At 55.6% G+C, this 21,218-nt stretch carries 17 protein-coding genes; 4 read left to right on the forward strand and 13 right to left on the reverse strand.

The window, feature by feature from the left end; genetic code table 11:
• Positions 1–319 precede the first annotated feature (319 nt).
• The gene (locus ACZA91_RS00350) at positions 320–1,078 is read right to left on the reverse strand and encodes a WecB/TagA/CpsF family glycosyltransferase (protein WP_190355430.1); all 759 of its coding nucleotides are present in this window, start codon (positions 1,076–1,078) and stop codon (positions 320–322) included.
• Between the two features lie 306 nt (positions 1,079–1,384).
• Positions 1,385–1,660, reverse strand: a complete 276-nt coding sequence (locus tag ACZA91_RS00355) for an HU family DNA-binding protein (RefSeq protein ID WP_099535592.1) — start codon at positions 1,658–1,660, stop codon at positions 1,385–1,387.
• 600 nt (positions 1,661–2,260) lie between these two features.
• Between ACZA91_RS00355 and ACZA91_RS00360 the strand changes: the two genes are divergently transcribed.
• From ACZA91_RS00360 to ACZA91_RS00370, 3 genes are all read left to right on the forward strand, one after another.
• A complete protein-coding gene (locus ACZA91_RS00360) occupies positions 2,261–3,055 on the forward strand; it encodes a pentapeptide repeat-containing protein (protein WP_099535590.1) in 795 nt (264 codons plus the stop codon).
• A 73-nt stretch (positions 3,056–3,128) separates the two neighbouring features.
• Positions 3,129–3,950, forward strand: coding sequence for a SirB1 family protein (locus ACZA91_RS00365; RefSeq protein ID WP_463184152.1), 822 nt, complete (start codon positions 3,129–3,131; stop codon positions 3,948–3,950).
• Positions 3,951–4,139: 189 nt separating this feature from the next.
• On the forward strand, positions 4,140–5,084 hold the full coding sequence (locus ACZA91_RS00370; protein ID WP_463184155.1) for a TIGR04168 family protein: 945 nt from the start codon (positions 4,140–4,142) through the stop codon (positions 5,082–5,084).
• A 75-nt stretch (positions 5,085–5,159) separates the two neighbouring features.
• Here ACZA91_RS00370 and ACZA91_RS00375 read toward each other — a convergent pair whose 3' ends face one another.
• From ACZA91_RS00375 to ACZA91_RS00420, 10 genes are all read right to left on the reverse strand, one after another.
• Positions 5,160–5,723: a VOC family protein gene (locus tag ACZA91_RS00375; protein ID WP_199291570.1), complete on the reverse strand. Its 564-nt coding sequence runs from the start codon at positions 5,721–5,723 to the stop codon at positions 5,160–5,162.
• A gap of 148 nt (positions 5,724–5,871) precedes the next feature.
• A complete protein-coding gene (gene grxD, locus ACZA91_RS00380) occupies positions 5,872–6,195 on the reverse strand; it encodes a Grx4 family monothiol glutaredoxin (RefSeq protein WP_099535584.1) in 324 nt (107 codons plus the stop codon).
• A 245-nt stretch (positions 6,196–6,440) separates the two neighbouring features.
• The gene (locus ACZA91_RS00385; protein ID WP_099535582.1) at positions 6,441–6,692 is read right to left on the reverse strand and encodes a BolA family protein; all 252 of its coding nucleotides are present in this window, start codon (positions 6,690–6,692) and stop codon (positions 6,441–6,443) included.
• Between the two features lie 162 nt (positions 6,693–6,854).
• Positions 6,855–8,120, reverse strand: a complete 1,266-nt coding sequence (locus ACZA91_RS00390) for a class I SAM-dependent methyltransferase (protein ID WP_463184157.1) — start codon at positions 8,118–8,120, stop codon at positions 6,855–6,857.
• On the reverse strand, positions 8,114–8,821 hold the full coding sequence (locus ACZA91_RS00395) for a Crp/Fnr family transcriptional regulator (RefSeq protein ID WP_099535580.1): 708 nt from the start codon (positions 8,819–8,821) through the stop codon (positions 8,114–8,116). Before ACZA91_RS00395 ends, ACZA91_RS00390 begins: the two co-directional genes overlap by 7 nt.
• Positions 8,822–9,137: 316 nt before the next feature.
• Positions 9,138–11,690, reverse strand: a complete 2,553-nt coding sequence (locus ACZA91_RS00400; protein WP_190530524.1) for a mannose-1-phosphate guanyltransferase — start codon at positions 11,688–11,690, stop codon at positions 9,138–9,140.
• Between the two features lie 333 nt (positions 11,691–12,023).
• On the reverse strand, positions 12,024–13,226 hold the full coding sequence (gene corA, locus ACZA91_RS00405; protein WP_463184158.1) for a magnesium/cobalt transporter CorA: 1,203 nt from the start codon (positions 13,224–13,226) through the stop codon (positions 12,024–12,026).
• Positions 13,227–13,445: 219 nt separating this feature from the next.
• Positions 13,446–16,433, reverse strand: coding sequence for an S-layer homology domain-containing protein (locus tag ACZA91_RS00410; protein ID WP_463184159.1), 2,988 nt, complete (start codon positions 16,431–16,433; stop codon positions 13,446–13,448).
• Between the two features lie 48 nt (positions 16,434–16,481).
• Positions 16,482–18,611 (reverse strand): S-layer homology domain-containing protein, encoded by a 2,130-nt coding sequence (locus ACZA91_RS00415; RefSeq protein WP_190355341.1) that lies wholly within the window; start codon positions 18,609–18,611, stop codon positions 16,482–16,484.
• A gap of 274 nt (positions 18,612–18,885) precedes the next feature.
• Positions 18,886–19,353 carry a DUF4079 domain-containing protein gene (locus ACZA91_RS00420; RefSeq protein ID WP_190355342.1) on the reverse strand — a complete coding sequence of 156 codons (468 nt, stop codon included), beginning with the start codon at positions 19,351–19,353 and terminating at the stop codon, positions 18,886–18,888.
• Positions 19,354–19,553: 200 nt separating this feature from the next.
• Here ACZA91_RS00420 and ACZA91_RS00425 point away from each other — a divergent pair, with 200 nt between their 5' ends.
• Positions 19,554–20,165 carry a nitroreductase family protein gene (locus ACZA91_RS00425; protein ID WP_190527366.1) on the forward strand — a complete coding sequence of 204 codons (612 nt, stop codon included), beginning with the start codon at positions 19,554–19,556 and terminating at the stop codon, positions 20,163–20,165.
• 280 nt (positions 20,166–20,445) lie between these two features.
• Here the strand turns inward: ACZA91_RS00425 and ACZA91_RS00430 are convergent, their stop codons facing one another.
• Positions 20,446–21,183 (reverse strand): proteasome-type protease, encoded by a 738-nt coding sequence (locus tag ACZA91_RS00430; protein WP_190535379.1) that lies wholly within the window; start codon positions 21,181–21,183, stop codon positions 20,446–20,448.
• Positions 21,184–21,218 lie beyond the last annotated feature (35 nt).

The following is a 21,218-nucleotide window of genomic DNA, read 5'->3' on the forward strand; positions in this document are numbered from 1 at the left end:
CCCGTAGGGTGGGCACTGCCCACCAAACCACTGCTTCATGGCATCCGTGATATGGCGTGCCAATTATTTTTAGGTAAAGGCTGTATCGATCAGGAACCAATTGGTCAAAGTCTCATTTGATCAAAGTTTCATTAGACCTCTTGCACGAATCAGCTCGTTGCCCTCATCCCCCAACCCCTTCTCCCAAGGTGGGCGAAGGGGAGCCAGAACTGCTGGGTTACGGCGATCTCGTGGCGGGTGATCAAGTCCCTCTCCCGACTTGGGAGAGGGATTTAGGGTGAGGGTCTTGATTAATGCAAGAGGTCTATTGATCAACGCCTTAACGAGAACTGGAGCGCTGGGGGCGTAGCGTTTCCAGCAGCGCCCGCCAAGCAAACTTCGGCAAAGCCAGCATTCGCCGCCAACGCCAAGGTTCTTGATAGAGCCGATAGAGCCATTCCAGATTGTTTTCGCAAAACCAGGCGGGCGCGCGCTCCTTTGTGCCCGACCAAATATCAAAACTGCCCCCAACACCAATCCAAATGGCATTGGGACAAAGGTGGCGGTGTTCCGCAATCCAATATTCCTGGCGAGGAACACCCAGCGCCACCAAAATCAGACCCGGTTGAGCTTCTCGCATGGCCTGCACCATGGTTGATCGCTCGTCTTCGCTCAAAAAGCCGTGATAAATTCCTGAAAATTGAATGCCGGGGGCCCGTTTTTCCCAGGCTTGGGCCGCCGCCTGAGCAACACCCGGTTGACCGCCATAGCACCAAACGGTTCCGTAGGCATTGGGCGATCGACCAAAGGCCGTCAGTACCGATTCTGCTAACTCAATGCCCGGAACTCGGCGCACTTGGCGATAGCCCCGCAGCTTCAGGTATAGGGCCACGCCGGCCCCATCGGGAATGCACAAATCGGCTTGGCGAATCGTTTCCCCCAACCGGGCGTTTCGTTCCCCCTCGATCGCCATTTCCGCATTGAGGGTCACCACCTGCGCGCCTCCCTCCTGTCGCCGATCCAACAACCACTGGGTGTAGTCATCCAGCAGATGAACCGGCAACTGAAGCACCGTAGCCTTCAACGGGCGCGGGGCGATCGGGGAAGCATCCATGGAAGCGTGCATGGCAAATTTGCAAAATGATGGGTCGGGCAGTCGGGATTTAGTCTACAACCGATGCTTTTCCGTTGATTCATCCCGCCAGGGCGATTAATCCCAAACTGTCACTAATTCACTTGCAACTCACGGGCCTGGTTCGATCGGCCCATTCGATCGGCTCAAGGGCAGCTCGCTGCTTTGCCATGCAGATTGTTGGGCGCTGGTAAAACAAATTCCATGACCGACCCTCAAACACCAGTCGGCCATGGCAACCACAGAGACCTGAAAGGGCGCTTAGGGGACTGCCTAAGGCGCAACCTTTTCCTTGAACAACTTACCGGCAGAAAAGGCGGGAACACAGGTGGCCGGAATTTCCATCTTTTGGCCGGTTTTGGGGTTGCGGCCTTCGCGGGACTTCCGCTCACGGCGCTCAAACGAGCCAAACCCCACCAGAGTCACCTTTTCGCCTGACGAAACCGCTTCCACGATCGAGTCGAGCGCTGCGGTCAGCACTTGATCGGCCTGCTTTTTGGTGACATTCGCCTTTTCGGCCACCTTATCAATCAGCTCGCCTTTATTCATAATTCGAAATCTCCTGAATGCAAAGGGGAGCCAACCCAGTTTCCGGGTCGGCAATCAGTAGAATGAGTGGCTGAAACCCCTACCGAATAGCGGTTTCAATCGCATATTCTATCCATAAACTCTCGGGATGTGACCATAGGAACTGACAATTTGTAGCTATCTGAAGTTTTTTTTCAGTTTCTAACAGCTTGTCATCGAGCAAAAACCGGCTTCGATCTCGGGTCAATGCTGAGATCAATCTCCTCAATTTCTGCCCTGTTGCAATGGTTCTGAGTCCGAGGGGCACGGGCTGAAATGAAGACGGCGCGGCAAAATCCTGGAAATTCAGTCTGAGCCATTCAACCCAATCAGCACCACTGATTCAGGTTCGCCAACTGCGATGAGCGACCTTAATTGAGCTGAAATCGAACTGCATAGGATGTAGATCGGGTCTGTGCTGGTTTTTGGGGCCCGTCCAAGGATCGATCGGCCGATCCATTGGGCTGACGGGCTGGACTGATCGGCCGATCGATCAGCTTGAACGATCAATGACGATCAATTCGGACGTTTGAAACATCTTCTAAGATAGGGTGTCGGCACAAGAACCGGGAGGAAGCCGTTATGGAAGCTGGGCGTGGGCTGGTTGGGCTGGGCTGGGCATTGGGACTGACGGTGCTGGCCAGTCCTGCGAGCTATGGGGCCAATCCAGAGCATGTCCAAACGCTGTTGCTCACGCGGCAATGTGTGCAATGCGATTTGACGGGGGCCAGCCTGGTTTATGCCAACTTGAGCGGCGCAAACCTGATGGGGTCTGACCTGCGGGGCGCAAATCTGAGCCGTGCCAACCTCAGCCAGGCCAACTTGAGCGGCGCAAATTTGCAGAGTGCCACCCTGTTTGGAGCCACGCTGACCAATGCCCAGTTGACCAATGCCAATTTGGTGAGCACGGATTTGCGGGAGGCGGTTTTCTTTGGGGCCGATCTCAGCGGGGCCACCATGACCCAAGCCCTGGTGATTGGGGCTGTGGGGTTGCCGATCGAGGTGGCCACGCCGCGCGATCGTTTCAACTGGGGCGTGTATGAGGCTGATCGACGCAACTTCGCCGGGGCCATTAATCACTACAATCAGGCGATCGCCCAGGATCCGCAATTTGCCGAGGCTTACCTAAACCGAGCCGTGGCGCGATCGCACTTGGCGGACTATGGCGGAGCGATCGGGGATGGGCGAGTGGCGGCCCAGCTCTTTGCCCAGGCCAACAATCCCGAGCAGCAGGCATTGGCGGAAAAGTTTTCCGATGAATTGGAGCGCTATGTCAAAAAGGGCGGCCGTGAGCAGTCGGAAGGCAACGGAGTGGGAATTTCGGTGCTGAACTTTGTGCGCGGTGTTGGTTCTTTTCTAATTCCGTTATTATTTTGATTTCTGGGCTTTGCCTGTTTCGGGTTTTGCTGGCCTTAATTCTCAACTCTGCCCTTTAGCGACGATCGCCACGATGGAATTTTCCCAAGCTCGACAGGCTTTTTTGCAAGAGGTTCGACGACCGATCGAGCAAATTGACCTAGCCCGAGCAGCCCTCTATCTTGCCCAGGAAGACTATCCGGGGCTGGTGGTGGAATCCTATTTAAACCGATTAGATCAGATGGCGGCGGCGGTGGGCGATCGACTGGCGGGCGATCGGGTTCCCATGCGGGTGATTCGGGCGATTAATCAATACCTCTTCACGGAATTAGAATTTAGCGGCAATCAATCGGATTATTACGATCCTCGAAATAGCTTTTTGAATGAAGTATTGGATCGCCGTTTGGGCATTCCCATCACCCTTTCATTAGTCTATTTAGAAATTGCTAAGCGGCTGAATTTCCCCATGGTTGGCATTGGAATGCCAGGCCACTTTATCATTCGCCCCGACTTTGAAGAGGCGGGGATTTTTGTCGATGCCTTTGCCCAGGGAGAGATTCTGTTTCCACAAGATTGCGCCGATCGCCTCAGTAGCATCTATGGGCAACCGGTCGCCCTCAAGCCGCAATTTTTGGAACCGGTGGATCCGCATCGTTTCCTGGTGAGAATGCTGACCAACCTCAAGGCAATCTACATCAGTCGGCAGGATCCGATCCGTGCAGCCCGAGTAATTGAGCAAATTCTGCTGATTTTTCCCGATGCGATTCAGGAGCGGCGCGATCGGGGACTGTTGTATTACCAATTGGAGCGATTTACCGAGGCCCGGGCTGATTTGCAAGCCTATTTGGAAGCAAAACCACAAGCGTTCGATCGGGCCCCGATCGCTGCCTTATTGGATCGTCTTTCGGACTTTTAATTCAATTTTGCCTTTAATTGGCTTCAATTGGTTTCGATAATTGGTTTTAATTAGTTTTCAAAGGTATCTCTAGAATTGCATTTTTTAACTTCATCGCTCAATTGCATCTGGAACCAATCGCATTTTGAATGCTTTAACTTCCTGAACGCCTTAACTACGCTTTAACGAAATAGCCTCTCTAAAATCACCATGACCGCCGTTGCCCCTCGCCCAATCCATCTCGCCATCATTGGCGATGTTCATGACCAGTGGACGGTTGACGATGCCCATGCCCTTGAAGGGCTAGGCGTTGATGCGGCGTTGTTTGTGGGTGATTTTGGCAACGAAGCGGTGGAAATTACCCGGGCGATCGCGGCGTTGCCTTTGCCCAAAGCGGTGATTCTGGGCAACCATGATTCCTGGTATAGCGCCACTCCTTGGGGCCGCAAAAAATGTCCCTACGATCGCAGCCGCGAAGATCGGGTGCAAGAGCAACTGGATCTGTTGGGGGCGGCCCATGTGGGCTACGGTTGCCTGGATTGGCCGGAGTTGGGGTTGAGTGTGATTGGGGGGCGACCCTTTAGCTGGGGCGGCCCGAACTGGAGCTATGGGGAGTTTTACCGCGATCGCTTTGCCGTGACGGGCATGATGGATTCGGCCGATCGAATTGCCCAAGCGGCGGCCCGCGCCACTCAACCCACCCTCATTTTTCTGGGACATAACGGCCCCTATGGGCTGGGGGATCAACCGGAGTCGATTTGCGGGCGCGATTGGCAACCGCTCGGTGGCGATTTTGGCGATCCTGACCTGCGCCAAGCGATCCGCATTGCCCAACAGCGCCATCAACAGGTGGCTTTGGTCACCTTTGGCCACATGCACCACCACTTGCGCCACCGCAAAGATCGCTTGCGGCAGGCCACGGCCAGCGATGCCCAAGGAACGGTGTATGTGAATGCGGCGGTGGTTCCCCGAATTCGAGAACACGATCGGGGACGGCTCCACCATTTTGTGTGGGTGGAATTGCTGGGCGGGCAGGTGACCCGGGCCGCTTCCGTTTGGGTCGATCGCACCGGGGCGATCGATGCTGCTGAGGCTTGGCTGGGGCAGCCCCCCGCACTTCAGCATTCATCAACACCGCTCATTCCGGTTCCTTAAGGTTGATTGATCAAGGTTGGCTGATCAAGGCTGATCAATGTTGACTGATCAATGTTGATTGATCGCCCTTGATGGCTACTGACCCGCTTCGGTTAATTCCAAGGTGCGACCCGACCAATCCTTAACCAAGAAATTGAGCGGTAACTCTTGGCGAATTTTGTGCCGAATTCCCCGCACCTGAATTCGCAACAGAATTTGTTCTAGACAATCGCGATCGAAACAAACGTGGCGTTGGTGGTTGCGATCGCCCAAACTGGCTCCAGCAATTACATGGAGCTGCACATTTTTCTTGAGTTGATACCACAAACCATCGGGCACAGGAGCCGGATTGGCAACGCGCGCAAAGGTGCTGGGGGCCATATAAAGCGGGTCGATCGTGGTGGCCCCAAGGGTTTGTTCGTAGTTGTAGTAATACTGCAAGGGCACATCAGCCACCGCCAATTCCAAATCTCCCTCATAGAACTGTCGGGCAATTTCCAAATCCGACACCATGATGGTGTGAACTTTGGGCGCGCTGGACAGAAACATCCACATGGCTCCCCCATAGGCCATCAACAGCAGCACCATGATGCCTTGGGTAGAGAAAATCGTATCCAACGACAGGCCAAAAATGGCAAACATCAGGGGATGGAGGGTCATGGAGTTAGGAATGGGAATGGGTGAATTGCCTAATCAATTAACAAAGACAAGGGGCGTATAACGAAGACAAGGGGCTTAAGCCCCTTGCCCCAAAATGACCAGAAGGCAATGACTTCAAGGTGCTTTTTAGGCTTCATCTAAGAAGCAATTAAGAAGCAATCGCGACTTCCAACAGTTGTTGCAGCTCGCCGCTGTTGAACAGTTCAACGGCAATATCAGCACCGCCGATAAAGTTGCCATCGATGTAAAGTTGCGGGATAGTCTGCCAGTTGGAAAACTCCTTGATGCCTTCCCGAATGTCTGGCTCATCCAGAACATTCAAAGACTCGAAGGGCACACCCACCGCATTCAAAATTTGCACCACAGTGTTCGAAAAGCCGCACATGGGCATCAATTTTGTGCCCTTCATAAACAGCATCACTTTGTTGTTTTGCACCAAGCTTTCGATGCGTTGTTTCGTTTCAGGGGTCATGGTGGCTATCCGCGATCGTAATAGTGGACGTGGTTAGAACAAAGTTAGAACAAAACAAGGAACTGTGGCTCCTTGCCTTGGTGATTGGGGTGAAACAGCTAAGGATTCATCCTGGCCAATTTTGGCTAATTTTTGCCTTTTTTTGACGCTTTCTGCATCTTCACTTGGCCAGTTTCCAGAAACTTTGGGTTTCTAGAGGTTCCTCATTCTCAGGAACTGCTGATGTTTTGCCCCGGCTGAGGCCCCTAAACGGTGGCTTGTTGTGCGGCCCAGCTTTCGGGGGTAAAGGTCTTGAGGGCGAGGGCATGAAGCGCTCCGCTGCGGAGATCTTCATTCAGCGCGCCATAGACCAGTTGGTGTTGCTGGACACGGCTTTTGCCCGCGAAGGCCGCAGAGACAACGATCGCCTCGTAGTGGTCGCCGTCACCCGCAAGCTGAATTTCTGCGTCGGGCAGGTTGGCCTTGATGGCAGTTGTGATGCGATCGGGCGTGACCATGGTTGCTGTTCAAAGGGATAAAGATTGAATCCGTTTTTCGTTAGAAAATTACGGGATCTGATAACCCCGCCCCAAAAGGACGGCATTCTTGATTGTAGTCGGCCACTGGACAAGCGGTGCTGGAACTGGGCGATCGGGCTGGAGATTCCCCCTACACAAACCCTACATAAAGCCCAGACCCATGGGTTCTTGCAGGCCTTTGAGGGGAGAATCGATCGCCCCCGGTGGGAGGTTCTTGGCCTGAATCAGAACTCCAAAGTTGCCGAGACCCGTGGGATCGATGAGGCGGTGCAACACATCTCGACGGTGCAGAATTTGCTGAAAATCGATCGCTTGGGCGATCGCCCCACCCTGACTGAGGGCCATCAGTCGATCGCCCAAGCCAAGGGCCATTAAAAACAAACTTTGGCGTGTGAATCCTAGGGTTTGCAGGCCCTGTTGCTCGCCCCAATGTTGCAGGGCGCTGAAGTCCACGTGGGCCGTCAAGTCCTGCTGGCCCGGCAACCAGTAGGGATCGTTGTGGTGGGCGTGGCGGGTGTAGCACTGTAGCGTGCCGCCCGATCGACTGGGGTGGTAAAACCGCTGCGCATCGTAGCCATAGTCAATGGTGAGCAGGTAGCCCGATCGCAGTCGATCGGCCAAGGTTGCCAACCAGTCCAATGCGGCCAAGTTCACCTCTGTGCAATAGCCCTCGGGATAAGCACCCTGAGCAAAGTCAATGTTGAGGGTCTGGAAATAGGTGGCTAGCCGCTCCGTAGACAGGGGCCCCACGCGATCGCTCAGGTGTCCTTCGGAGGCGGTGACGTAACATTCTTGGAGCTGCCCCCCTTGCCAAATCACCCGATGAACGGGGAACGCATCCACCAATTCATTGGACAAAAAACAGCCGGTGATCGAGTTGGGGGCGATCGCCTCCCAGGTAACCCAAACGACCCGATCGCCCGCCGCTGGACAGGCCGCCAAGCGCGATCGCTGCACAGCCCTGAGGGCCGGCGAAATTTCCACAATCCGATAGGCGGTGGCTGCCCAACAGTCTGGATGGGTCGTTTGCAAATGGGTGAGCAAATCCGCCGCCATCACCCCTTGGCCGGCTCCCATTTCCACCAGGTCAAAGGCAGACGGGCAACCCAGCCTTGCCCAACATTCGGCCACCTGATCGGCCAACAGTTCCGCAAAATCGGGGCAGAGGTGGGGCGAGGTGACAAAATCGCCCTGGGGGCCAATGCCAACCCGATCGCCCGATCCCGCGTAGTAGCCCACCTGGGGGTCATACAGCACCAGGGCCATGTAGTCGGCAAAGGTGATTTTTCCCCCGGTGGCAGCCAGGCGATCGTGCAAGGCCTGGGCCATGGCCGGGGCGATCGGAGGCGGATCTCCGGCCGCGGTTCCGGCTGGGCCTGGGGCCCCGTGGTGCGACCAACCTAGCAAATGGTTCGCTCCAAAGCGTTCAAACTGGGGATTCGCAGCACATCCCCATCCCGTTCAATCAAGCTCTTTTTTTCCAACTTGGTCAGCACCCGGGTCACGGTTTCGCGGGCCAGGCCACTGAGGCTGCTCAGTTCGCGATGGGGCAAGTTGGGGATCTCCACGCCCCGATCGCTGCTGCGACCCTGACCCTCCGCCAAAAACATCAAAATATCGGCCACCCGCGATACGCTGTCGGATTCCCGCAATCGCAACCGCCGGTTCACCTGGCGCAACCGCCGCCCCATCAGTTGGGCCAACTTGATGCCTGCCTGGGGTTCCGTTTCCACAAGGGTGATGAAGTCTTGGGCGGGAATGCTGCCAATGGTGGTGGGGGCCAAGGTAATGGCATCGGTCGATCGGGGCACTTCATCGAGGGCCGCCATTTCGCCAAAAATTTCACCGCGACCCAGAATATTCAGGGTTACTTCCTTGCCTTCCAGGTTGTAGGTGCGGATTTTGACCCAGCCTTCCAAGATGAAGTACACCGAACCGCCCCAGTCATTTTCCAGCAGAATGACTTGGTTCGATGGGTGGGTGCGGGTGACAACGTGGGCAGTGGCTAACTCAACGGCATCACGCGGCAGCGCCCGGAAAAACGGAGCCGATTCGATGAGCCGCTCAATGTCCGCATGGGTGTCACGGGAGGTGGGACGGTCTTCCATGGGGTGATCGCGAGAGTCATTCACAGAATACTCGATTGTGCCGAGTTTGGTGGCGACTGAATGCTACGGAATGCTACCGGTTTCTGGGTGGAATCCCAATTCCAGTGATTTGTTTGTATTAATTGTTACTTGGGTTGTGGCAGGGGTTGCGGAGGGCTGGCCGCAGCCAAGGTCTGAATCAAGATTTCAGCCAAGATCTAGCTATCAGGGTGAGTATTATTTACTACGCCCTAATTCACGACCTAATTCACGACTCCCTAGCCAAGGCAACATCTAGCCTCAAAGCGATGATTACCCTTTCTTCAGATGAAATGCGTTAGGCCAAAACGCGGTTTTCAAACTCCACAATTTCTTCAATTCCCCGATCGCGCGCAATGAATTCCTGCACCAATTGGCGATAGTCCCGCAGGGTCAGCTCCACCCATTCTCGACTGGGGCTATCAGCAATTAAATGCACCAGGGGTTCACTGGCATCGGGCAGCACCAGAATCCAACTGTCCCGCGCGCGATCGTGGACTTTGATCCCATCAATCATTTCCAAGGTGCTGGGCGAGTGGGATTCAACCAAGTGGCGCATCAAGGCTCCCTTCACCGTCCAGGGACAGCGCACCGTGAAGTATTTGTGATAGATGCGGGGCAAACTGTCGGCTCGCAAATCCGCTAAGGTGCGCTCTTGAATTGCCAATAATTCGATGAGTTTGGCAACACAGAACATGGCATCAAAACCCGGGTGCAATTCTGGAAAAATGAAACCCATATCCCCACTGCCGCCCAGCACAACGTTGGGATAAGCACGACAGGTTTCCATCAGGGCGGTGGGATTACATTTGGTGCGAATGACGCGGCCATCGTGGCGGCGGGCAATTTGTTCGATCACGCCCGAAGCCCGCACGGGAACCGCCACGGACGATCGGGGATGGGCCGCCAAAACGGCCTCCACCATCAATGCCGTCAGCGCCTCCCCACGAATCAGGCCACCGGCCTCATCGGCCAAAATTAACTGTTCCCCATTGGCCAAAATTTGGGCCCCAAAGGTGGCGGAAATCGCTTCCACCACGCGGCCGAGTTGCACCAACAGGGCTTCTCGGCCATCGGCATCGGCCACCATTTGGGTCAAGCTGGCATTTAGCACCACCGCTTCGCAACCAAACTTACTCAGCAGTTGGGGCAAAATAGCACCGGATACGGAATAGGCATAGTCCACCACCACCTTGGCGTTGCTGTAGCGAATGGCCTCTAGGTTGAGGTGTTTTTCAAAGCAACTGCGGTAGATTTCAAGGGTTTGGCTGGGGTAAAAAACATCGCCAATTTCGTCAATTTGCACCCGGCGCAAATCTTCTTTGAAATAGGCTCCTTCGATTTTTTTCTCTTTGCCTTTGGAGAGGTTAATGCCCTTGTCGTCAAAAAATTCAATGGCGGCGCGATCGGGGCGATCGGGATCAATGCGCACATGCACACCGCCCACCACTCCCAAGGTGGGCACAACACTGCGAGCCACGGGAATCGGTGTGGCCTCCAGGTTTTGGACATTGACTCCCACGGACATCAGGCCGGAAATGAACGATCGCGTCACCATCCGCGAGATGCTGCGTTGGTCGCGCGAAACGGTCACCTGTGCGCCCGGTTGCAAGGTGGAACCATAGGCGGCTCCCAGTTTGACGGCAAATTCTGGCGTGATGTCAATGTTGGCTAAGCCAGCTACGCCGCGCTGACCAAACAGGTTGCGGTGGGCGGTTTGGCCCCAAATTAAATCCAAATTGAGGATGGCTCCCGACTCGATGTGCTTGCTGGGCCAAACACGCACCAGGCTGTTGATTTGGGACTCTTCGCCCACCATGGACAGGGAGCCGATCGCCACGCCTTCAAACACCCGGGCCCGGCGATCGATTCGCACCCCTCGGGCGATCGTGCAGGCGTAGAGGTGGGCTTCTTCGCCAATAATTGCCCCGTTCCAAATGATGGGGCGCTTGAGATCCGCTTCGGTGCCGATCGTGACGTTATCGCCAATGACCGTGCCGGACTCGATCGTGGCACGGGGGCCAATTCGGCAGTTGTGACCAATCAAAACGGGGGGCACAATTTTGGCGCGATCGTCGATCGCGGTATTTTCGCCCACCCACAAACCCGGCGAAATCATTTGATAGGCGAAATCCAGTTTGACCTTGCCGTGGAGGGCTGCATAGTGGGCTTCGCGATAGGTGTCCAAATGCCCCACATCGCACCAATAGCCCTCGGCGATATAGCCATAAATGGGTTCTCCTTCGGCCAGCAGCAGGGGAAATAAATCTGTGGAAAAGTCCGCTTCTTGATTACGTTCTAGATGGCGCAAAACTTCCGGCTCTAGAATATAAATTCCCGTGTTGATTGTGTCTGAAAAAATTTCGCTGGCCGATGGTTTTTCCAAAAAACGAACGATTCGCTGATCCGAGTCCACAATCACGGCCCCAAACTCAATGGGGTTGGGAACCCTTGTCAACACTAGGGTTGCTTTCGATTGCTTTTGGCGATGGAAGTCAATCGCGGCTTGTAAATTAAAATCCGTGATGCTGTCGCCGCTAATGACCAGAAACGTGCCGCTCAGCCACTCTTCCACGTTCTTCACTGAACCGGCCGTGCCGAGGGGTTGATCTTCCTCAACGGCATAGCTTAAACGCACACCAAAATCTGACCCATCTTGAAAATAGTCCCGAAAAATATCGGGTAAATAATGCAGGGTGGCGATAATTTCAAAAATGCCGTGGCGCTTGAGCAGGTTAATAATATGCTCGGCGATCGGGCGGTTCAAAATGGGAACCATTGGCTTGGGTAAGTCACAGGTCAATGGGCGCAGGCGCGTTCCAGAACCACCAGCCATTAACACTGCGCGCATAGCCACCTCCCGATCGGTGATTGCAAAATCCAGATCAATCGCGATTTATGCCGAAATAGGGGCCCGCAGCAAGAAGTTTTGGGCTTAATTGCACGAAGTGCGGCTACTGCCCGATCGGCTGAGACTTAAACCGGTTCAGTTTCATTATGGCCCGGTTCTTCGATCCCTGAGCCGCTCGATCGTGCTTCGCAATGGTGGGGTTAATCCTCGATCCAGATCGCTCTCGATCCAGATCACCCTTAACCCACTGAACCCCGATTTTCCCATTGCCCAACTGCCCATGGCCCGAGCAGCCACCATCAGCGGCCACAATCAACAGCACCCACCAGTTTCCTAAAAAGAATTCTTGAACCAGCCTCTTCGCCAAAAATACAGCACCAATCCACAGGCAGTGACAATCATCACCAACCAACAGACAAGATAGCCATAGCGCCAATTCAATTCTGGCATATTCCAAGGCGAAGTTTCAGTATTGAAATTCATGCCATAGATCCCCGCCAAAAAGGTGAGGGGAATAAAAATTGCCGAAACAATTGTTAACACCTTCATGATTTCATTCATGCGGTTGCTGACAGCGGACATGTATAAATTCATCAGGTTCACAGTCAATTCTTGATAGAGCGTGACCACATCCAAAATATCCGTGGCATGTTCATAACACTCTTGCAAATAAGCCCGCACGTCTGGGCTGATTAGGGGATGTTGTTCGCGCATCAACAGGGCGATCGCGTGGGTTTGGGGAGCCATCCACCGCCGTAGGGTTAACAAATCGCGCTCAATCATATAAATTTCGCGCATTAATTTGCGATCGGGTTCAAACAAAATGGCGCATTCCAATCGTTCAATTTCCTGGGCGTAATAATCCATGGCGGGATAGCACCCATCCACGATCGCATCCAAAAGGGCACATAGTAAATAATCCGATCCCATCCGCCGAATAATGCCGCGATCGGTTCGGAGGCGTTCTCGCACGGGTTCTAGGGCATCGTGCTCCGATTCTTCTTGCACGGTTACAACATAATTGCTGCCTAACAAAAGGCTGACTTGTTCTGTGAAATAACCGCCACCTTTGCCCCTGGGCGACAACATATGCACCAACACCAAGATGCGATCGTCCTCAAATTCCACCTTGGGCCGTTGGGGCACATTGGCAATATCTTCCAAGGTGAGGGCATGGAGGCGAAACACTTGCCCCAACTGGCGCAACACCTCCTCGGAACCCAGCCCTTGCACATCCAACCAAGTGACCGATCCGGAATCGAGCAGGGGTTCACAGTCAGTGGGGGCAGCCAAAAGTTGCCGCTCCCAGTGGGTGCGACTGTAATCAATGGCGATTAGCTCTGACGGGGCGGCATCGGGGTCAATCCGCAACGTTCCCGGGGTACTGCCGGGTTCTTCGGCAAAAAAGTCTTCGGATCCGTCCTGGGTCCAGGGAAAAACGGCGGGCGGCACGATTTGCGCAGGAATGCCAAACAGCTTGGAGCGCCGCTGGCCACGCCAGAGTTTGAGGCGACGAGGAATGGCTTGGAAAGGCATGGGGGATTTTGAGCAGGTTTGCACCCCCATGTTGCCAAAATCACCCCAATTGCCAAGGGGGGATTAATGGTAATCTTGGGGCAATCTTGGGGCGATCTTGGGTTGAAATCCTGAAGACAAGAGGCTAAATTTTCTTGCCTGCGATGGTTTGGACGAAATCATTAGCGATCGCCCTAAACAAGCGCCCTCGATCACCGTCCTCGATCGTCTGATGGGATCTCAAGTGGGCAGGGGAGCCGGTTGGCTGATCATGTCGGAGTTCAGGGGTTTGAGCCGGCCGCTGGCGACCAGGGCTTGGTAAAGCATGACGACAACTTCCGCCCGGGTTGCGGTGCGATCGGGATCGAGCCGCTGGGGATCGGGATAGTTCACCAACAACCGGCGACGCAGGGCGGTGGCCACCTTGGGTTGGGCCCAAGCGGGAATGGCCGCGCGATCGCTCAAGCTATTGAGCACCGCCACGGCTTCATCGGCCCACCGTAACCCGCTCACCAAGGCCACAGCCACTTGCAGCCGCTTGAGGGGGCCATCGGGCTGAAATTGATCGGCTCCCATGCCCGAAAGAAACTCGGCCGCATAGGCCTGCTCAATGGCGCGATCGGCCCAGTGACCTCGGGGCACATCCCGAAACGCCTTGGCAGGTCGCCGGGCTAGGGGTTTGATGGCGGCAGTTACCAGCACGGCAAATTGGGCCCGCGTCATGGGGTCATTGGGGCGAAAAGTGCCGTCTTTGTAGCCGCTGATCCAACCCTCGATCGCGAAGGCTTCCACAAAATGCCGGGCCCAATGTCCCTCCAAATCGGCAAACAGAGGCAAGGTGCTGGGGTCGATCGGCTGCACAATATGCTCGGAATTCAGCGGCGGAACGGTTCCCCGCGCCGCTAGGGCCTGGTGAATCAGGGTCGCCAACTCTCCCCGAGTGAGGGGATCTTGGGCCCGAATCTGGCGTTTTTGGGGATAGTTCACCACCATGCGCCGCTCGGTGGCCGTGGCGATCGCCCCCGTTGCATAGGAGGGAATGGTGGCCCGGTCTTGGTACAGCCCCAGCAGTTTCAGATCGCCCGCCGGTAACCCCAAACCATTCACCAGAGCGGTCATGGCATCGCCGCGCCGAATTTCCGCATTGGGCAAGAAGCGATCGCCCTGATAGCCCGTTAAGAATCCCATTCGCCAGGCCTTTTGCACCGCCCCATGGGCCCAATGGTTGCTGGGCACATCCACAAACGATCGCTCCGCCCTCCGCAGGGGTAAATCAAACGCCCGACCCAAGACCGCCGAAAACTCCGCCCGGCTGATGGTGTTGTTGGGGCGGAAGGAGCCGTCTTCATAGCCCCCCATGACTTTGCGATCGCGCAGGATCTGAATGAAGTCTTTCGCCCAGTGCTCGGACACATCATCGATCGGATCCGGCGGCGGGATCGGCAACGGATCCGGAAACATGTCCTTTTCAAAGTCCGCAAACTTTTGGGAGAGGGCCTGCCCAATTCCGTAGATGGTTGGCAACTGACCCCGCGTTTTCAGAATTTGATTCACTTCCACGTTGGTCACATCGGCCAAGTTGCGCCCCCCTTGAATGGCGATCGCCGCCGCAATCCCCAAACCTTGACCCACGCCCGCATTCAACTCCACAATCCGCCCGGCCGCCGGAGCAATGCCGAAATAACCAGAAGCCGGACTCACCACCGCCACATTGGGCACGGATTTAGAAATGGCGTGGCGAATGCCGTAGTTAAACACCGGCACTGGCTCCGCCAAAAATTGCAAACTCTTGTGATTTTTAGCCAGCGCTTTTTTGCCCAGGCCAGGAATGCCGCCCCGCACATCGAATTTGTAGCAGAACGTGCCCAGGGCCTCACGGGTGGGCAAACCGCCCGCCAGCATTTGGGCCCCAGAAAACGGGTGAATGGGATCGACCATGCTGCCGGCATAGCGAATGTACAGCTCATGGGCCGGGGTCACGGCGATTTGTTGCCCAAAGCTCTTGAGCCACCGACTCACATGCTCCACTTCCTGCTGCATCCGGGCGGTGGGCAGTCCGGCATTTTGGGCCAAGGCTTCCGCTTCGTTGGCGGTCACAAAACAAAGCAGTGCGTTCCAAGACATGCGCCCGCCCGGCAGCACGGCAATGTTCGGTGAGTCGAGAATGAATTTGGTTTGCTCCAAATTCCAGGCGGTTCCGCGATAGGCGTGATAGAGCACCGAGAGGACATGGCAGCGCACATCGATGTAGTCGGGGCCAACCACCATGGTCATCGGTCGGCCGGCGCTATCTTGCATTCGGGAGATGAACCACTGCACGCGCTTGGGATCACCGCCGGCCGCGATCGAGAGATATTTTTGAGCTTCGGTATCCTTGGGATTACAGAATCGTTGGATCCAACCCGCCTCGGCCCGGCGCAGGAAGTCTACGGTGAGGCCCTGGGTCTCGAAAACCAGCGAAACGGGCAGGGCTGAATCGGGTAGCCCCAACGTGCCAAAGCCTCGGACGGTCAGGCCCTGGGCCCTTTGCAGGAGGCCCGCATTCACGGTGGAATCGATGAATTGCTTGGCTTGGAAGGTGTCGCCATCGTCGGTGGTGATGGACAGGAGCCGATCGCCCGTTTTTTGAACGCGGCTGATTTTCGCCTGGTCAACAATATCCACGCCCGCTTCCAACAGCATTTCCCGCAGGGCCCGATCGCCCTTGCGCCAATCGAGACCCACTTCCACCACGCCCGATCGCTGCAAGAACTCCTGATATAGGCTGGCGGGATCGCCATAAAGACCCATGCCGTATTGTTCCCGAAGCTTAGGGGAGAGGTGGGTGCGGTCTAGGTAACACAGTTGTCCTCGGATTAGGTGGCCGCCCACGCCATAGCTGGTGTCGCCGGCCGTGAGCAGCAGGGTTTTGAGTGGTTGGCCGCCCGATCGGGCCCGATATTCCCGGGCCGCCGCCACCAGGGCCAGAACCCCTGGCACTTCATCACCGTAACCAATCAGGTCATAGTCCCGAGTCATGGCAGGATTCACCGACGTTGCTTTGCTGGATTGCTGGACTGGATTGCTGGACTGGATTGCTGGACTGGATTGCTGTTCCGCAGGGTGCTGCGGCGTGGTGGGGGAATCTGGGATGCTTGGTTGAGGGTGGGTTGCGGCCGATCGCCCTTGCTGATCACGCCTCAGATCACGTTGGGCGATCACGTTGGGCGATCGCGCACAACTCCCCATCCAGCCCCGATCGGCTCCTGATCGCTCCCCGATTCCCCCCCGATCGGCCTAAGCCGAAAGAACGTAGGGAGAATTAATGGCCGTTAACGATCCATCCCGATCGCGCAGGGCCTGGTACAACATGGCCGCCACCTCCGCCCGCGTTGCAAACCGCTCGGGAGCAAAGGTGTTGGCACTGGGGTAACTGACCAAGGCCTTGCGCTTCAAAACAGCCGCTACCTTGGGCCGGGCCCACTTGGCCACCGCTTCTCGATCGCTCAAGGCCGCCAAATCCGCCTCCGTGCCGTCTGGCCAATCCAAGCCACTGGCCAGGGCCACGGCAATTTGCACCTTTTGCAACGTGGCATCGGGGCTGAAGGTGGTTTCCGACGTGCCAGACATAAAGCCCGCCCGGTAGGCCTGCTGGATCGCCGCATTGCCCCAGAAGTTGGAATTCACGTCCGTAAAAGTTTTGCCCGGTCGCTCGGCCGGTGGATTAAAGACCTTGGCGATCGCGCTGGCAAACTGGGCGCGGGTCATGGTGGCATCGGGACGGAAGGATCCATCGGGGAAGCCCCCGATTAGTCCCCGATTCGCCAAGGCCTCGATGAACGGCTCTGCCCAGTGGTTGCGCGTGTCCGTAAAGGCCGGCAGCTTGGTATCGGGCTGTACGATGTAGGGCGATGTGAGGGCCGACGCTTGGTTCAGCAACACCCGTGCTTGATAAATCAAAGCGGCCACTTCAGCGCGGGTAATGTCTTCTAGGGGACGCAGGGCGTTCAGTTGGGGATAATTCACCACCAAGCGATTGGCTGTGGCCGTCGCGATCGGGTTGGTGGCGTAGCTGGGGATTTGCGCGCGATCGGCAAAATTCCCCAACAGATTCAGCGATCCACCCGACAGACCCAAACCATTGGTAATGGACAACAGGGCTTGGGTGCGGGTCAAGTTCTGGCCCGGGCGGAAGCTGTTGTCGGGGAAACCGGAAATGAAGCCCATTTGGCTGGCCTTAGCAATCGCCCCGATCGCCCAAAAACCCGCTGGCACATCACTAAAACCAATGGGAGGTTTGACCAGCGGGCGATCGAACGCCTTCACCACCAGCGCCGCATATTCCGCCCGCGTCAACTTGTTATTGGGCCGGAAAGAGCCATCCTCAAACCCCTTCACCACCCCCTGGCTGATCAAAGCCCGAATGAAGGCCTCTGCCCAATGGCCCTTCAGATCGTCGATCGGGGTGGGCACAGGAACCGGCGTAGGTACGGGAACCGGTGTGGGAGTTGGGGTCGGTGAGGGGCCCGGCGACGGAATCGGCACAGGTGTAGGCGAAGGCGACACCGAACCGGACGAGGACACGGATCCCAACACCGTGCCAATTTGGTTGCCAACGGCCACGATCGTGTTCGTGGTGGCGTTTTGGATGTCGTACTTACCGTTCGCCCGAAACACATTATTGCCCGGCTGGCCAGTGCTGCCCAAGTCCGGCAGGGCCTGATTAATGACCGTCAGACCGTCATCTCGGTTGTTCTCGATCGTGTTGTTGCGCAAAATGGGGCGGGCCGTTTGGGAAGCCACCACGCCGCTACGGTTCCCCGTAATCACATTGCCGCTGATCGTGGGGCTGGCGTTGCCCCCCACCGCAATCCCAAATCCCGTATTTCGGAAGGTGTTGCCGCGAATTGTGCCGCTAGAGTTCCGGTCGATCGACAAGCCATTACCGGAGTTGGTTTCAAACAAGTTCCCTTCCACCAGGGGCACACTGGAACCGCTGACGAACACCCCTTCCCGGTTGGAGTTCACAAAAGTATTGTTGGCGATCGTGGGGCGAGCCGACTCTACCCAAGCCGCCGTTCCCCGAGTTTCCGGATTAGTCGCCGTCACCCCCCGCAGGTGGGCATCATCCGTCAATAGAAAAAGGACATTTTGACCCGCAAAAGTGGGGCTAACATAGCGGCCACTGCCCCGCACCAAAATGCCGCTGCCCTTCGTGCCTTCGTTGCCCACCACGGTCACCCCCGAAGGAACCGTCAGCGGGAATTCTTCGCCGCTGGTGCTGCTGTAAGTTCCCGCAGCCAGTTGCACCCGATCGCCCGCTTGGGTTTTGCGCAGGGCCGCCGCAATGGTCTTCAGCGGCGCACCCTGGGATCCATCAGCGCTGTCATTACCGCTGGTCGGGTTCACATAAAACGTCTGTGGCATGGTTGATATCGATGCTGTATTAACAACGGATGAAGGTGCTGCGGCCCCGGGCGAGGCGATCGCCCTTAAACGCCCTTAAACGCAGGTGGCGCAAGTTTGGGCCCAATTTGGCCATGGTAACGTTGCGATCGCCCGGACGGGCAGGGGGGAGCCGGCCTCCAAATTGTTGGCCACCCGGTCTCGATCGGCCCCACAGCAGGGGCCCAAAAAAACCGGCGCGATCGCACCGGCCGCCTACACAGGATCCATCAGGCTTTGGGTCAGCAACCTGCGCCTAGAAATTCTGCAAAATGCGCTGGAAAATATCCATTCCCGAAACCGCCTGCCAGCCAAACAGTCCCACAATTGCCACATTCAAACCAATGTGGGCATAGCGGGCCCAATCTTGCCCCTTTTGCATCAACGGTGAAAGGGCCGCCGACACCGCAATCAGCCCCGTCATCCCCAAGCCCGCCAACAGGTGCGGCCCCACAAACAGCTTGTTGTTATTGATATAGGTCGCTGCCATCCCCCCGATCGTCCCCAACACCATCAGCGCCAAAATCAACGAACCGATTTGGTAGTGGCGATTGGCAAACTTCCCTTTAATCAACTCCTTGCGCACCTCCGCTTCCGCTGTCCGAGTCCGACGGGCCTGGACTCCCAAATACAGTGCATAAACCGTCAGACCCAGCAACACCCACATCAAAATCGGGTGAAACAAATTCAAATAGGGCTTAATGTCTTCGGGAATCAGATTCACGGTGTTTCTCCTAGTCGTCGCAGTTGCGGGCAATGTTACTAAACTTAACGCAGGGTGAGGAGAAATTTTCGTCGGTTTCGTTCCCCGGTTTGATTTCCCCACCCTGAGCTTGGACCAAAGTCGCTAGGAGGCGGCCCATGGCCTTGGCGACCCGCAACTTTCCCTTAAATTGAGTCGATTCACCCCATTCAGGACAACTCATGGATACCCTGACCGCTATTCAGCAACGTCGCGCCGTCAAGCATTACGACCCCAATCATCAAATGTCTGAATCGGAAATTCAGACCCTAATGGAACATGTGTTGCTGTCGCCCACATCGTTCAATATTCAAAATTGGCGATTTGTGATTGTGGACGATCCTGAATTGCGCCAACAAATTCGGGCCGCCTCTTGGAATCAAGCCCAAGTGACCGATGCGTCCCTGTTGGTGTTGTTGTGTGGAAATTTGAACGCTTGGCAACAGCAACCGGAACGCTATTGGCAAAATGCCCCCGAAGCGGTTCGCCAACAACTGGTGCCGATGATTATTCAGTTCTATGAGGGAAGCGAGGCCCTGCAACGGGATGAAGCCATGCGTTCCTGTGGGATTGCGGCCCAAACCTTGATGTTGGCTGCCAAAGCCATGGGCTACGATACCTGTCCGATGATTGGTTTTGATCCCCAGGCGGTTGCTGACATTATTCAGCTACCGGCCGACCATCTAATTGGCATGATGATTACGGTAGGCAAGGCCGTGCAACCGGCGCGGGAACGGGGTGGCCAATTGCCCCTTTCAGAGGTGGTGATTCGCAACCAATTTCCCAGCGCTTAACTTTACCTAGTAGCGCGACAGGCTTAAGACATTGGGTCAAAGTTGCGGAGCCAGTCGTGGTAACAAGGGGCTTAAGCCCCTTGCTGCTTAACGATCAGGCGGCGGTAACAGCCATATCATTTAACCCAGCGAGTTAAGGCAGCCACGCTACTAGTGCTTAACGTTGAGGAGTTGATCCTTAGTTGATCCTTAAATGAAGGGTCAGCAGTCTTGGGAGCAAGGGGCTTGAAGCCCCTTGTCTTCAATGAGTTGTGATGAGAATGAGTTGTGATGAGTTGGATTAGTTGGTATATTCCCATTCCAAATCGGGCATTTGATCAAAGGCCTTGCGCAAAGAAGCAGCCCATTCTTGACCTACTTTGGCTAGGTAAGGATCGCCCGCCGGTAGCCGCAGCCGATGGCGAATTTCAAAGGAGTCTTTGCGATACATCACCATGTTGATCGGGGGGCCAACGGAAATATTGGACTTCATGGTGGAGTCTAGGGACAGCAACGCACACTTTGCTGCTGAGTTGAGAGGTGTGTTGAAGCTGACGGTGCGATCGAGGATGGGCTTTCCATACTTAGTTTCCCCAATTTGCAGAAATGGGGTTTCCACCGTGGCATGGATAAAATTGCCTTGGTTATAAATCAAAAATAGCTGGGGGTTTTCATCACGAATTTGCCCCCCCAAGAGCAAGTTCCCCGAAAAATCCACATTGTCTTTGCGGAGCCACTCGGCATGTTCTTGGTGAATTTTTCGAAGGGTTTGACCCACATAATGGGCCAGGTCATACATGCTAGCGAGGGAGTGGAGCGTGATGCTGGCTTGATTTTTTAAATCCTGTTCAAGATGGCTAATAACAGATTGGGTGAGAGATAAATTCCCGGAGGTGCAAACAACAACGACTCGATCGCCCGGTAAGGAAAAGTCAAATAACTTTTTATAAGTGGAAACATTATCAACACCGGCATTGGTGCGCGAATCGGCGGCCATCACCAATCCTTCCTGGGTAACAATGCCAAGGCAATAGGTCATAACGGCTTAGGACTCATTGTTCGACTGCCTGAATC

The sequence above is a fragment of the Limnothrix sp. CMB-01 genome, assembly GCF_055193175.1.